Source organism: Bacillus cereus group sp. BceL062 (assembly GCF_051780025.1).
In the GTDB taxonomy this organism is placed as follows: Bacteria; Bacillota; Bacilli; order Bacillales; family Bacillaceae_G; genus Bacillus_A; species Bacillus_A toyonensis.
On the sequence record NZ_JBPWGY010000007.1, the window covers coordinates 242,809 to 257,360 of the forward strand.

The following is a 14,552-nucleotide window of genomic DNA, read 5'->3' on the forward strand; positions in this document are numbered from 1 at the left end:
AAGGTATATGAGTATTTTAGAAAAAGTACAGCCAATTGAAACGATGTTACCAGAGCGTTATTACACAATGTCAACGGAAAATATGGAAAAGCGTGTTCGTGAAATTAAAGAAAAAATGGGGAAAACGTTATTTATTCCAGGGCATCATTATCAAAAGGATGAAGTTGTACAATTTTCTGATGCAGCAGGGGACTCACTTCAGCTTGCGCAAGTTGCAGCGAGTAATAAAGAAGCAAAATACATTGTGTTTTGTGGTGTGCACTTTATGGCAGAAACAGCAGATATGTTAACGACAGATGAACAAGTTGTCATCTTACCAGATATGCGCGCAGGTTGTTCAATGGCGGACATGGCAGATATTGAACAAACAGAAAGAGCGTGGAAAGAGCTCACGAAGTTATTTGGAGATACGATGATTCCGTTAACGTATGTAAATTCTACAGCTGCAATTAAAGCATTTTGCGGTCGTAATGGTGGAGCGACAGTAACTTCTTCAAATGCAAAACAAATGGTTTCTTGGGCGTTTACACAAAAAGAGCGTCTTGTCTTTTTACCAGACCAACATTTAGGAAGAAATACAGCGTACGATTTAGGTATCCCGTTAGATAAAATGGCGGTATGGGATCCACATACAGATTCATTAGAATACGATGGAAACATAGAAGAAATCCAAGTGATTTTATGGAAAGGACATTGTTCAGTTCATCAAAACTTTACAGTGAAAAATATTGAAAGTGTGCGGGAAAATCATCCGGATATGAATATTATTGTACATCCAGAATGTTGCTATGAAGTTGTAGCCGCTTCCGACTATGCAGGTTCAACGAAATACATTATTGATATGATTGAATCAGCTCCAGTTGGAAGTAAATGGGCAATTGGTACAGAAATGAATTTAGTGAACCGAATTATTCAGCAACATCCAGATAAAGAAATTGTTTCACTTAATCCATTTATGTGTCCGTGCTTAACGATGAATCGAATTGACCTCCCTCACTTACTATGGGTGCTTGAAACGGTAGAAGGCGGAGAAGAGATTAACGTTATTAGCGTAGACAAACAAGTAACGAAAGAAGCAGTTCTCGCATTAAATCGTATGTTAGAGCGTGTTTAAAGCAACGGGAATACCGTTGCTTTTTTTCATACATATAATCATAACGAGAGCGAAATGGGCATACATTGTTTTGAAGAAATCATTGTGGTTTTTATGCCTATTCCACTTCCAACTATATTGAAAATAGAAGAAGTGATAAAAGTGAAAAGAAGTTAATGTTATTTAGAAAGGGTTACTTCATGAGATTTGTTACTTATAGATAAGTTATACAGGAGGGGGAAAATTTGAAAATTCATATCGTGCAAAAAGGGGATACCCTTTGGAAAATTGCGAAAAAGTACGGAGTGGATTTTGACACGCTGAAAAAAACAAATACACAGCTTAGTAATCCAGATTTAATCATGCCAGGTATGAAAATTAAAGTACCATCAAACGGCGTCAACGTGAAACAGCAAGCTGGAGCAGGATCAGCACCTCCAAAGCAATACGTAAAAGAAGTGCAACAAAAAGAATTTGCAGCAACACCAACGCCGCTTGGAATAGAAGATGAGGAAGAAGTTACGTATCAATCGGCACCAATTACCCAGCAGCCCGCTATGCAACAAACACAAAAAGAAGTGCAAGTAAAACCGCAAAAAGAAGTACAGATAAAACCACAAAAGGAAATGCAAGTGAAGCCGCAAAAAGAAGTACAGGTGAAACCACAAAAAGAAGTGCAAAAAGAACAGCCAATTCAAAAAGAAAAACCAGTTGAAAAACCGTCTGTTATTCAAAAACCACCTGTTATAGAAAAACAAAAACCGGCGGAAAAAGAAAATACGAAGTTTTCGATAAATGTATTACCACAGCCGCCGCAACCGCCAATAAAAACGAAAAAAGAATATAAAATTTCAGATGTAATTAAAAAAGGAAGCGAGTTAATTGCTCCGCAAATTACGAAAATGAAACCTAACAACGTCATTTCTCCGCAAACGAAAAAGGATAATATAGTATCACCGCAAGTAAAGAAAGAAAATGTAGGAAACATAGTATCGCCGCAAGTGAAGAAAGAAAATGTAGGGAATATAGTATCGCCGCAAGTGAAGAAAGAAAATGTAGGGAATATAGTATCGCCGCAAGTGAAGAAAGAAAATGTAGGAAACATAGTGTCACCGCAAGTGAAGAAAGAAAATGTAGGAAACATAGTATCGCCGCAAGTAAAGAAAGAAAATGTAGGGAATATAGTATCGCCGCAAGTGAAGAAAGAAAATGTAGGGAATATAGTGTCACCGCAAGTAAAGAAAGAAAATGTAGGAAGCATAGTATCACCAAATGTATCGAAAGAAAATGTAGTTATCCCACAAGTCATACCGCCAAATATTCAAGTACCAAATATAATGCCAATGTTGGATAACAATCAACCACCAAACATAATGCCAATGTTGGATAACAATCAACCACCAAACATAATGCCAATAATGGATAACAACCAACCACCAAACATAATGCCAATAATGGATAACAACCAACCACCAAACATAATGCCGATTATGGATAACAATCAAATGCCGAATATGATGCCGATTATGGATAATAACCAAATGCCAAATATGATGCCGATTATGGATAATAACCAAATGCCAAATATGATGCCGATTATGGATAACAATCAAATGCCAAATATGATGCCGATTATGGATAACAATCAAATGCCAAATATGATGCCGATTATGGATAATAACCAAATGCCGAATATGATGCCGATTATGGATAACAATCAAATGCCGAATATGATGCCGATTATGGATAACAATCAAATGCCGAATATGATGCCGATCATGGATAATAACCAAATGCCAAATATGATGCCGATCATGGATAACAATCAAATGCCAAATATGATGCCAATAATGGATAACAATCAACCACCGAATATGATGCCATATCAAATGCCGTATCAACAGCCGATGATGCCGCCGAATCCATATTATCAACAACAAAACCCATATTACAATATGCCATATCAGCAAGGGGCACCTTTTGGACCACAGTATACGTCTATGCCAAATCCAAATATGATGCCAATGGATAATAATATGCCGCCACTCATACAAGGTGAGGAAGATTGTGGATGCGGAGGAGAGAGTAGGTTATATAGTCCGCAGCCTGGGGGACCACAATACGCTAATCCTTTATATTATCAACCAACGCAGTCTGCATATGCACCACAGCCAGGGACGATGTATTATCAACCAGATCCACCAAATGTATTTGGAGAGCCAGTCGCAGAAGAAGAGGATGAAGAAGTTTAAAAAAAGGTGGGATTATTCCCACCTTTTTTGTATGTAGAATTGTTTTGAAAACGGAAGATTTACATCAAGTGTTAGAAAATTCCCAGTGAAATATTAACAGTGTAAAAACCTTCTCTGTTACTCATCATAAGAGGGAGCTTTTCAGAAGAGAAGTTCATTCTAACAGAGGGGGTTTTTGTATTGAATACGAAAGTAAAAGTGATTGCTGCTTCTTTGTTAGTTACCAGTGCATTAGCTGCATGTGGTACACCAAAAGATAACAATGCGATGGATGGACGTAACTACAATTACGAGCGTACATCTTATAATGATACACATCAGTATCGTGATAATGTAGCGCGTAACGATCGTTATACAGATTATGTAACATATAGAAACGGTCGTAACGATACAGGATATAATAATTATTACCGTGATGTAAATTACAACGGGCAAATTGCTAATCCGCATCCAACTCGTAATATTACAATGAACAATTCATACATTAACAATGATGGTAAAACTGCAGAAAGAATTACAAATCGTGTGAAACGTATGAATAACGTAGACCGCGTGTCTACGGTTGTATATGGAAACGACGTAGCGATTGCAGTAAAACCACGTAACACAGCGACAAATGAAACGGCGATGGCGAACGAAATTCGTCAAGCGGTTTCAAATGAAGTTGGAAACAGAAACGTATATGTTTCTGTAAGAAATGATATGTTTACTCGTGTCGATGCAATGAGTACGCGTCTACGTAACGGTACAGTTACAAACGATTTTAATCGTGACATAGTGAATATGTTCCGAGACATTCGTTACGGTTTAACTGGTACAGTGCGATAGCAAAACAAAAGAGGAAGGGATTGCCCTTCCTCTTTATTCATCGTTATCTTGTAAACGACGTTTTTTAATAAAATAACTAACGGAATAAGAAACTAAAAAGCATATGAAGAAAATACTACCAGCTAGAAGTGCTTCAAACAGAGGTCTTTCTGGACTGAAAATGATATAAATAATAACTATGATAGTTGCTACAATAAGAGAGCGTAAGACAAGTTTGTAATAAGGAGTTAATTTTATTTCTTCTTCGCCTTCTTCTACATCGATTGAAACACTTAACTGTAAATAACTAAGTACGATACTTGTAAGGATAAATAATAACCATAATGGAGATTTCGTAATTTGATCCATTCCTTCAGTGAATCCGATATAGCCTAAAATGCCAATTATACCAAGCGATTGAAAAAGAAAGGCAATACGTATGTTTTTTAATGTTTTCAGAATGAGACGTTCATCCTTTATTTTTTTCACAATATCCATCTCCTGTTTATTATGATTTCGCTGTCACATCAATTGAAACATATAAATTACATTTATCAATTTATAATTTACATAAAGTTCGTTTGGGTGAAAGAGAAAATAAAATATTTTTATAAACATGTTGCACTTATACGTTATTAATGTTATATTAGCAAAGCGATGAGCTAATTTACGTAAGACGAGAGATATGCTTAAGTGCTAAACACGCGAATGTGGTCGCCTGGTTTCTCGCCGTAAACGCATCAAGACGCCTGCTTGCAGGCGTCTTTCATTTTATATAAAAACAAATGCTAATGCAGATAAGGATAAAACCTTATCTGCATTTTTTATTTTTGAGAGAAATGTAATGTGGTTGTTTATATGGATAAAACCTCCACTTTCGGCAAAACTACTAATGAAAGTTTGATTTTGCCTAAAAGAGGTGAACGGAAATGAAATGGATACTGATTGCAGTGCAAGCTTTCGTGATGATGTTTTGTTTAGCCTATGAAACGAGTGTGAGGGCGGAAGGACCAGTACCAGAAGTAACAGAAAAAGAACCTGAAGTTACAATTTTATTAGAGCGTATGTATGTTGATGGAGAAGTAAGTGAAGAAATATTTACAGAAAAAGTAGCGGATTTAGAAAAGTTTTTACAGCAATATAAAGAATGGCAACTCGTTGATCGTGATGATGTACAAATTGTATTGCAAAAGAAAGTGGACGATATTTCTCCGTTATTGAAGACGAGCGGCTATTTTGGTGTTTCAGAGGAAGGGATATTACAAATTTTCAAGGGTGTACCAAAAAGCGATAATGCGATTCATTCTTTCTTTCAAATTGATATGAAAAAACTTGAGAGTTATGAGCGTGCGAAATTGAAACGTGGTATTCGTATAAAATCAAAAGAAAGTTTTGTGAAGACGATTGAAAAAATGAGGCAATATGCAGTGCAAAATAAGAAAAAAAGCAGCTCATGGTGAGCTGCTTTTTCTTACTTGTTTTTAGCTAAAATTTCTTTTGCGATTTCATCAATTAGCATATCTTTTCCGATTGGATTGAATGCTTTCGTATTGAAGATTTCATTCGATACTTCATATACGTGATTGTTTTTTACTGCTTTATTGTCTTTCCAAACAGCACTATTTTTATAGTCTTCGTACACTTTATCAGCCTCGCCGCCGAAGTTTACAATAAACATTTGATCAGGTTGGAATGCAACAAGCCCTTCTAATGATACTTGCGCCATCGTTTGTTTTAAATCTGTACCTTTTGTTGCTGGAAGTTTTAAGTCGTTAAAGATGATGTCACCGTATCCGAAGCTACCGTATACACGGAAGTTTTGTGGTGTAACTGCGACAAACATAAAGTTTTCGTCTTTTGTTTTTTCTTTAATTTTTTTAGATAAAGAGTCTGCTTTTTTATCGTAGTCGGCAATCCATTTGTCAGCTTTCTTTTCTTCATCAAATAGTTTACCTACTTCTTTAAACTTACCGCGCCAGTCTTCTAAGTTTGTTTCTAGAACAACAGTCGGTGCAACCTTTTCTAATTGATCATAAATTTTTAATTGACGATTATTTAAAATAATTAAGTCCGGTTTTAAAGCTGTAACAGCTTCTAAATCAACTTTAGGTGCCCAGTACCAGCCAACTGCTTTTACGCCATCTAGCTTGTCTGTTAAGTGATTTTGGATTTTATCTTTATATGTATTTGCTGTACCAACAGGTTTGTGTCCAAGAAGTAATAACTCTTCTGTTGATCCAGATAAGTCAACAATTCTCTTTGGATTTACTGGAATTGTAGCTTCCCCTTTAGCGTGTTTCACAACTTTTGTTTTCGGTTGTTCTTTTGCTTTTGACGCTTCTTTTTGAGAAGAACAGCCAACGATAGAAAGAACGACTAGCATAATAGTTAATAAAATAAATAACTTACGTTTCATCCTGATGTAACCCCTTTAATTAGTATTGATAATCATTATCGACTCCTGTATATTAAGGTGCTTTATCCTTTCTGTCAATGGAAAATAACAGAAGTTTTAAACAGAGAACATTTGTTGGGGTAGTCTCGCTTTTCTATCATTAAATATGTTAAAATGGAATACATGATTTAAGAGGGAGAGATCGTATTTTGTTTGAATATGTTACAGGTTACGTGGAGTATGTAGGACCGGAATATGTCGTAATTGACCATAATGGAATTGGGTACCAAATTTTCACACCAAATCCGTATGTATTTCAAAGAAGTAAGCAAGAAATCCGTGTCTATACATATCATTATGTGAGAGAAGATATTATGGCACTTTACGGGTTTAAAACACGTGAAGAGCGTTTATTATTTACAAAATTGTTAGGTGTGTCTGGCATTGGGCCAAAAGGCGCTCTTGCGATTTTAGCTTCTGGTCAAACAGGACAGGTCGTTCAAGCGATTGAACATGAAGATGAGAAGTTTTTAGTGAAATTCCCGGGCGTCGGAAAGAAAACAGCGCGCCAAATGATTTTAGATTTAAAAGGAAAACTAGCAGATGTTGTACCAGATGCATTTGTTGATTTGTTCTCAGATGTTGAAAGTTTTGATGAGAAGAAAGGTTCCTCAGTTGAACTTGATGAAGCACTGGAAGCACTGCGTGCACTTGGTTATGCAGAACGGGAAGTTTCTCGTGTTGTACCAGAGTTATTAAAAGAATCATTAACGACGGATCAATATATTAAAAAGGCACTTAGTCTTTTACTAAATGGTAAGAGGTGAGTATAATGGACGAACGTCTCCTTTCAGGGGAATCTGGATACGAAGATGCGGATTTAGAGTATTCATTACGGCCACAGACGCTCCGTCAGTATATTGGCCAAGATAAAGCGAAACATAATTTAGAAGTGTTTATTGAAGCGGCGAAAATGCGTGAAGAAACGTTAGATCACGTACTTTTATATGGACCACCTGGACTTGGTAAAACGACGCTTGCGAATATTATTGCCAATGAAATGGGTGTTAACATTCGAACGACGTCAGGTCCCGCAATTGAAAGACCAGGAGATTTAGCAGCGGTATTAACAGCACTTCAGCCTGGAGATGTATTGTTTATTGATGAAATTCATCGTTTGCATAGATCAATTGAAGAAGTACTATATCCTGCGATGGAAGATTTTTGCCTTGATATCGTAATTGGAAAAGGACCGTCAGCACGGTCTGTACGTTTAGATTTACCTCCATTTACATTAGTTGGAGCGACAACACGTGCCGGAGCATTATCAGCGCCGCTCCGTGACCGTTTCGGTGTACTTTCAAGATTAGAGTATTATACAGTGGATCAGCTTTCTGCGATTGTTGAACGTACAGCGGAAGTATTCGAAGTGGAAATTGATTCGTTAGCCGCACTAGAAATTGCAAGACGTGCCCGTGGTACACCTCGTATTGCGAATCGTTTATTACGACGTGTACGTGACTTCGCACAAGTTCGCAGCGACGGAACAATTGCAATGGAAATTACACAAATGGCATTAGAACTACTGCAGGTAGATAAATTAGGACTCGATCATATTGATCATAAATTATTGCTCGGTATAATTGAGAAATTCCGTGGTGGCCCAGTTGGGTTAGAGACAGTTTCGGCAACGATTGGAGAAGAATCTCATACAATTGAAGATGTGTATGAGCCGTATTTATTACAAATTGGCTTTTTACAACGAACGCCAAGAGGCCGAATCGTAACGCCACTTGCGTATGAACATTTCGGAATGGAGATGCCAAAAGTATGACGGAGATACCGAAATTGCTTATAACAGCAGGTATCTTACTCATTGTTGTTGGCTTAGCTTGGAAGTTCATTGGAAGGCTTCCAGGCGATATTTTTGTGAAAAAAGGTAACGTTACCTTTTATTTTCCTATCATTACATGTATTGTGTTAAGTATTGCATTATCTTTTATTATGTATATAATAAATCGATTCAAATAAGAAATAGGTGGATACAGTTATGGATATTAATCTGTTTGATTTTCATTTACCAGAAGAACTTATTGCACAAGTCCCGTTAGAGGATCGTGAAACATCAAGATTAATGGTGTTAGACCGTGAAACTGGTGATATTGAGCATAAACATTTTACGGACATTCTTTCTTACTTACATGAGGGGGATTGCTTAGTTTTAAATGAAACGAAAGTTATGCCTGCTCGCTTGCACGGTGAGAAAGAAGATACAGGCGCGCACATTGAAGTGCTTCTTTTGAAACAAGAGGAAGGCGATAAGTGGGAAACGCTTGTTAAGCCAGCGAAACGTGTAAAAGAAGGAACTGTAATTTCTTTTGGTGAAGGGAAATTAAAAGCAACTTGCACAGGGACTGCAGATCAAGGTGGGCGTCAGCTTGAATTTTCATATGACGGCATCTTCTATGAAATTTTAGATGAACTTGGGGAAATGCCACTTCCTCCATATATTAAAGAGACACTGGAAGATCGCGATCGCTATCAAACAGTATATGCGAAAGAAATCGGTTCAGCAGCAGCGCCGACAGCGGGACTTCACTTTACAGAAGAGTTACTTGAGAAGTTAAAGAAAAAAGGCGTTCAGTTAGCATTTATTACACTTCACGTAGGGCTTGGAACATTTAGACCAGTTTCTGCAGATACGATTGAAGAGCATCATATGCACGCAGAATATTACCATATGTCTGAAGAGACAGCGGCATTATTAAATCGTGTGAAAGAGAATGGTGGACGTATTATTACTGTAGGTACGACATCAACTCGTACGTTAGAAACGATTGCGACCGATCATAGTGGTAAGCTTTGCGCAGCTTCTGGTTGGACAGATATTTTTATGTACCCAGGATATGAATTTAAAGCAATTGATGGTTTAATTACAAACTTCCATTTGCCGAAATCAACATTAATTATGCTTGTAAGTGCATTTTCAAATAGAGATAATGTACTTCATGCTTATAATGAAGCAGTAAAAGAAAAATATCGTTTCTTTAGCTTCGGTGACGCAATGTTCGTTGCATCTCACGCTAAAATGAGAAACAAATAAAAGGAGTAAATTATGACAGCAATTCGTTATGAATTTATTAAAACTTGTAAACAAACGGGTGCGCGTTTAGGTCGTGTACACACGCCGCACGGTTCATTTGATACACCAACATTCATGCCAGTTGGTACACTTGCAACAGTTAAGACAATGTCACCAGAAGAATTAAAAGCAATGGATTCTGGCATTATTTTAAGTAATACGTATCATTTATGGCTACGTCCAGGTCACGAAATTGTTCGTGAAGCAGGTGGTTTGCATAAATTTATGAACTGGGACCGTGCGATCTTAACGGATTCTGGTGGTTTCCAAGTATTCAGTTTAAGTGACTTCCGCCGTATTGAAGAGGAAGGCGTTCACTTCCGTAACCACTTAAATGGAGATAAATTATTCTTATCACCAGAAAAAGCGATGGAAATCCAAAATGCATTAGGTTCAGATATTATGATGGCATTTGATGAGTGTCCACCGTTCCCAGCTACTTTTGAATATATGAAGAAATCTGTAGAACGTACAAGCCGCTGGGCAGAACGTTGCTTAAAAGCGCATGAACGTCCACAAGATCAAGGTTTATTCGGTATCGTACAGGGCGGAGAGTTTGAAGAGCTTCGTCGCCAAAGTGCAAAAGACCTTGTTTCAATGGACTTCCCTGGTTATGCTATAGGTGGTTTATCTGTTGGTGAACCGAAGGATATTATGAATCGTGTGCTTGAGTTTACAACACCACTTCTTCCAGATGATAAGCCACGTTACTTAATGGGAGTAGGTTCTCCTGACTCGTTAATTGATGGGGCAATTCGCGGCGTTGATATGTTTGACTGCGTACTTCCAACTCGTATCGCTCGAAATGGTACATGTATGACAAGTGAAGGCCGTCTAGTTGTAAAAAATGCGAAATTCGCAAGAGACTTCGGTCCACTTGATCCTAATTGTGATTGCTACACATGTAAAAATTACTCTCGTGCGTACATTCGTCACTTAATGAAATGTGATGAAACGTTCGGAATTCGTTTAACGTCTTATCACAACCTTCATTTTCTGTTAAACTTAATGGAGCAGGTGAGACAAGCTATTCGTGAAGACCGTCTTGGTGATTTCCGCGAAGAGTTCTTTGAACAGTATGGCTTTAATAAACCGAATGCTAAAAACTTCTAATACATAATTTAAAAGGAGGAACAAAAGATGAATGCAGGTATGATGAATATCGTTATGATCGTTGCGATGTTTGCGATTTTCTATTTCTTATTAATTCGCCCGCAACAAAAGCGTCAAAAAGCAGTTGCTCAAATGCAAAACGAATTAGCAAAAGGTGATGCTATCATAACAATTGGTGGCTTACACGGTACAATCGAATCAGTAGATGAAACGAAAATCGTTGTTAAATCTGGTGGTGCACACTTAACTTTCGATCGCAATGCGATTCGTGAAGTTGTGAAAAACTAATGAGGAAGGCCCTGCATGAAATGTGCAGGGCCTTTTTTTAATTATTTTGCTTTGACATATTTACACCGAAAATACCACCGAGTGTACTCGCGCCCATTAATGCCAATTGGTAAAGTAACTGTGAGTTCGATAAAGTTTGAGAGAAGCCTAAATAGTTAACTAGAAAAACGAGTATGGCGAATGTGAGTCCTGTTGTAAAACCTACTAGCCAACCTTTCCCTTGTGCTTTTTTACCAGCAATAAACCCAGACATAAGCATAGATAAAAGAGCTAGTATCAAAATAGTGACGGTTAATGTACTTTCATTCATGTTCGTAAACTTTAATAATAGAGCCATAACCATGCTAGTAATAGATGCGAGAATTAGTAGGGTAATAATACCGAAACCAATTGCAGTTGATAATTTTTTAGTTCCATCCATTTATGCATTCCCCCTTTTTAATACAAGCATATTTCTCTTTTGCTTAAGTTAGACTATTTTCTTTTCTATAGGGGAATCTATAAGTAAAAAAGGAGATGTAGAAATGGAATGGGTATCGATAATTGGCCGGACGATGCTTTTGTATATCATTATCTTAATTATTTTCCGTCTTATGGGTAAACGTGAAATTGGAGAGCTAAGTGTATTAGATTTAGTCGTATTCATTATGCTTGGTGAAATGGCTGTAGTAGCGATTGAAAATACAGATAAATCACTTTGGCATCAATTAGTTCCGATGACTTTCCTTATGTGCATACAAATCATTTTGTCGGTTATTTCTTTGAAGTTTCAACGATTTCGGCATTTAATAGAAGGGGAGCCTGCTATTCTTATAAATGCGGGAAAAATTGATGAAAAAAAGATGAGAAAACAGCGCTATAACATAGATGATTTAATGATGCAATTAAGGGAGCAAGGGGTCGGAGACGTGCGGGATGTGGAATACGCTATTTTGGAACCATCAGGGAAGTTATCCGTTTTTCAAAAACAAAAAAGTAAAAAGAGTAAAAATGATACGCCTATTTTTACTCTGCCATTAATTATTGATGGAGAAATTCAATCTAATCATTTGCAAATGATTGAACATACAGACGAATGGCTCATTGAAAAACTAAAAAACTTAGGTTATAACGATATAACACAAATTTTATACTGTAGTTTTCAAAATGGACAATTTTTTGTTGATTTGAAAGAAAACTAAAAGCTTACCATTTTAAATAGTAAGCCCGGAAAAGTCTCGCTAATGAAAGTTTTACTTTATTTCAAAAATGAAAGTTTACGAATGATAGGGAGGCGACTTAACTCCTCTTTTCGAATTAGTTTAAAGATGAAGAGGAGAACGACATAAACCATTGTTGTTAAAGTGATTTCCCATAATGTTTGTATACCAAGAGAATGAGAGAAAATAATATACTTATGAAGGTAAAAACCGAAGGCACCTGCAATACCGATGGCAAGTCCGCCGAAAATATAGTCTTTTGCGTAAATGGTAAATGTAATCTTTTTTAAAACGGTAGCGTAGTGAAGGAATGTTACTGTTACTATATTTGCTGCAATAGCGAGAGCAACCCCCATCATTTGAAATTCTGGCTTTGAAGCTAGTACAAAAATAACGATTAATTTCACGATGGCGCCAATAAATGTGTTCATCATAGCAGCGCGTGCTAAATTTAAAGCTTGCAATACAGATGTAAGTGGACTTTGAAAATAATGAAATAAAAAGCAAGGTGCAAGTAGCTGAATGAATGCTGTTGCGCTGTCTGATCCGTACATAAGAGTTAAAACAGGGGAAGCGAATACGTATAATATAACGACAGACCACCCACCAGTAATTAATGAAATTCGAAGTGCTTGTTGTAAACGGTGCTCCACTAATTTATGTTGCCTTTTTGCCATTGCTTCACTAATTGAAGGAACGAGCGCTGTAGAAAGAGCGTATGTAATGAAGGCGGGTAGTGATAGGAGCGGGAATGCATAACCGTTTAATATACCGTATTGCTGGGTTGCGACAGAAGCGGCAACTCCGGCAATCGCTAAACTTTGCATAACGACGATAGGTTCAAAAAAATAAGAAACAGAACCGATTAAACGACTTCCTGTAGTTGGAAGGGCGATATCCATAAGAGAATAAAATGTACCTTTGCTCTCCTTTACGGTAGTGAAAAATCTAGAGCGTATAGATAAGTGTTTTTCACGTTGGAATAAAGTGAGTAAGAATAATAAGGATGCAACTTCGCCGAGAACGGCTGATAACATAGCGCCGGCTGCAGCATATTCTACGCCATAAGGTAAAAATATTTGAATACATACAGCGATAATTGTAATGCGGACAACTTGTTCGATTACTTGAGCATAAGCGCTAGGTTTCATATTTTGTTTCCCTTGGAAATAACCGCGTAAAACAGAAGAAACAGCAATAACAGGAACGACAGGTAAAATGGCCATTAATGGATAGTACGTTCTTTCATCGGTTAATAATGTTTTCGCTAAAATAGGTGTGAGGAGCATAATGCCAATTGTTAAAATGATGCTAATAAAGGAAGTGACAGCTAGTGATACGGTTAATATTTTTTTTATTTTTTGTTTATCGTTCACCGCTTCCGCTTCTGCTACAAATTTTGCGATTGCGACAGGAAGACCGATTTGTGTTAATGTAATTGCTAAAATGAATGTAGGAACGGCCATCATATAAAGGCCAACGCCTTCTTCTCCTAGTATACGTGCCATTACAATCCGGTTAATAAATCCAAGAATTTTGGTAATAAAGCCGGCAATCATTAAAATAAATGCGCCTTTTAAAAAGCTTTGTCTCGTCATGGTCTTCTCCTACCTTCTCAAAATCAGTGGAATGATTTACAATAATTTATATGCACGTACGAGACAAGAATGACAAGCATTTAAGAGAGTGAAGTATGATAGTGCTCTTGAAAGTAGTTATTGCTGTCCATTAGAGCGGGAATAAAAGCGACTTTTCGTGCTGAAATTATAAGGAGATGTTACGTATGTTAGAAAAAGAAGATTTGGTAGAATCATACCGCGGACAGTTACAAGTCGTTTTAGTTAGTAAAGTAGAGGAGTTTCAAATGTTCGGTTATGACCGAGTGACAGATGATGACATTTGGAAGTTCCTTAAAGTGAAAAAGTGGAAAAAGATAGACAGTAATGTTAGGTTGTATGAATTAGTGAACGATGTATTAAGAATAACACCTAATGAATATATGACATATTTAACTGTTGAAGCATACCAAGCACCACTTTGGTCATTTGATGAGTATGAAAATAAATAACTGACTGCAATTGGTTTGTTCTTCCTTTTGCAGTATAATGATAGGTATTGATAAAGAGGAAATAACGATGTCTAAGATTATATGTAAAGGAGGTAGTGAAGAAGAAAAATAAATAATGAAAGTGTAGGTATTGCGTAAGGTTTACCGACACAGCTAGTAATGAACTAGCAAAAAACAAATGTATTTTATAGAAAG

At 36.9% G+C, this 14,552-nt stretch carries 15 protein-coding genes and 1 pseudogene; 12 read left to right on the plus strand and 4 right to left on the minus strand.

Annotated elements, in window-relative coordinates:
- Positions 1 to 7: 7 nt before the first annotated feature.
- From nadA to ACS2MN_RS18140, 3 genes and pseudogenes are all read left to right on the plus strand, one after another.
- A complete protein-coding gene (gene nadA, locus ACS2MN_RS18130; RefSeq protein ID WP_000025318.1) occupies positions 8 to 1,114 on the plus strand; it encodes a quinolinate synthase NadA in 1,107 nt (368 codons plus the stop codon).
- 224 nt (positions 1,115 to 1,338) lie between these two features.
- A pseudogene (gene safA, locus ACS2MN_RS18135) lies at positions 1,339 to 1,501 on the plus strand (SafA/ExsA family spore coat assembly protein); the annotation flags it as partial.
- A 2,024-nt stretch (positions 1,502 to 3,525) separates the two neighbouring features.
- Positions 3,526 to 4,173 (plus strand): YhcN/YlaJ family sporulation lipoprotein, encoded by a 648-nt coding sequence (locus tag ACS2MN_RS18140; RefSeq protein WP_001093526.1) that lies wholly within the window; start codon positions 3,526 to 3,528, stop codon positions 4,171 to 4,173.
- A gap of 33 nt (positions 4,174 to 4,206) precedes the next feature.
- Here the strand turns inward: ACS2MN_RS18140 and ACS2MN_RS18145 are convergent, their stop codons facing one another.
- A complete protein-coding gene (locus ACS2MN_RS18145; RefSeq protein ID WP_098806457.1) occupies positions 4,207 to 4,650 on the minus strand; it encodes a branched-chain amino acid ABC transporter substrate-binding protein in 444 nt (147 codons plus the stop codon).
- 431 nt (positions 4,651 to 5,081) lie between these two features.
- Between ACS2MN_RS18145 and ACS2MN_RS18150 the strand changes: the two genes are divergently transcribed.
- A complete protein-coding gene (locus ACS2MN_RS18150; protein WP_098806459.1) occupies positions 5,082 to 5,612 on the plus strand; it encodes a BofC C-terminal domain-containing protein in 531 nt (176 codons plus the stop codon).
- Positions 5,613 to 5,623: 11 nt separating this feature from the next.
- Here the strand turns inward: ACS2MN_RS18150 and ACS2MN_RS18155 are convergent, their stop codons facing one another.
- On the minus strand, positions 5,624 to 6,568 hold the full coding sequence (locus ACS2MN_RS18155; protein ID WP_000823617.1) for an iron-hydroxamate ABC transporter substrate-binding protein: 945 nt from the start codon (positions 6,566 to 6,568) through the stop codon (positions 5,624 to 5,626).
- 188 nt (positions 6,569 to 6,756) lie between these two features.
- On the opposite strand from ACS2MN_RS18155, the gene ruvA reads away from it, so the two are divergent.
- Genes ruvA through yajC form a run of 6 tightly spaced genes read left to right on the plus strand, consistent with a single transcriptional unit; the run spans position 6,757 to position 11,090 of the window.
- Positions 6,757 to 7,374, plus strand: a complete 618-nt coding sequence (gene ruvA, locus ACS2MN_RS18160; protein WP_000464514.1) for a Holliday junction DNA helicase RuvA — start codon at positions 6,757 to 6,759, stop codon at positions 7,372 to 7,374.
- A gap of 5 nt (positions 7,375 to 7,379) precedes the next feature.
- A complete protein-coding gene (ruvB, locus tag ACS2MN_RS18165; protein ID WP_000344470.1) occupies positions 7,380 to 8,381 on the plus strand; it encodes a Holliday junction branch migration DNA helicase RuvB in 1,002 nt (333 codons plus the stop codon).
- The gene (locus ACS2MN_RS18170) at positions 8,378 to 8,578 is read left to right on the plus strand and encodes a DUF2905 domain-containing protein (RefSeq protein WP_000136158.1); all 201 of its coding nucleotides are present in this window, start codon (positions 8,378 to 8,380) and stop codon (positions 8,576 to 8,578) included. Before ruvB ends, ACS2MN_RS18170 begins: the two co-directional genes overlap by 4 nt.
- Positions 8,579 to 8,597: 19 nt before the next feature.
- Positions 8,598 to 9,650 carry a tRNA preQ1(34) S-adenosylmethionine ribosyltransferase-isomerase QueA gene (gene queA, locus ACS2MN_RS18175; protein ID WP_098806460.1) on the plus strand — a complete coding sequence of 351 codons (1,053 nt, stop codon included), beginning with the start codon at positions 8,598 to 8,600 and terminating at the stop codon, positions 9,648 to 9,650.
- A gap of 12 nt (positions 9,651 to 9,662) precedes the next feature.
- Entirely contained in the window at positions 9,663 to 10,802 is a 1,140-nt protein-coding gene (gene tgt / locus ACS2MN_RS18180) for a tRNA guanosine(34) transglycosylase Tgt (RefSeq protein WP_000125368.1), read from the plus strand.
- Between the two features lie 27 nt (positions 10,803 to 10,829).
- Positions 10,830 to 11,090 (plus strand): preprotein translocase subunit YajC, encoded by a 261-nt coding sequence (gene yajC, locus ACS2MN_RS18185; protein ID WP_000991114.1) that lies wholly within the window; start codon positions 10,830 to 10,832, stop codon positions 11,088 to 11,090.
- A 37-nt stretch (positions 11,091 to 11,127) separates the two neighbouring features.
- On the opposite strand, the gene ACS2MN_RS18190 is transcribed toward yajC, so the two are convergent.
- Complete coding sequence (locus tag ACS2MN_RS18190; protein WP_000349137.1) at positions 11,128 to 11,511, minus strand: TIGR04086 family membrane protein; 384 nt, start codon at positions 11,509 to 11,511, stop codon at positions 11,128 to 11,130.
- Between the two features lie 103 nt (positions 11,512 to 11,614).
- Between ACS2MN_RS18190 and ACS2MN_RS18195 the strand changes: the two genes are divergently transcribed.
- A complete protein-coding gene (locus tag ACS2MN_RS18195; RefSeq protein ID WP_000455378.1) occupies positions 11,615 to 12,271 on the plus strand; it encodes a DUF421 domain-containing protein in 657 nt (218 codons plus the stop codon).
- A 56-nt stretch (positions 12,272 to 12,327) separates the two neighbouring features.
- On the opposite strand, the gene spoVB is transcribed toward ACS2MN_RS18195, so the two are convergent.
- Positions 12,328 to 13,887, minus strand: coding sequence for a stage V sporulation protein B (gene spoVB / locus ACS2MN_RS18200; protein WP_098806462.1), 1,560 nt, complete (start codon positions 13,885 to 13,887; stop codon positions 12,328 to 12,330).
- Between the two features lie 185 nt (positions 13,888 to 14,072).
- Here spoVB and ACS2MN_RS18205 point away from each other — a divergent pair, with 185 nt between their 5' ends.
- Entirely contained in the window at positions 14,073 to 14,357 is a 285-nt protein-coding gene (locus tag ACS2MN_RS18205; RefSeq protein ID WP_000890217.1) for a post-transcriptional regulator, read from the plus strand.
- The last annotated feature ends 195 nt before the right edge of the window (positions 14,358 to 14,552 follow it).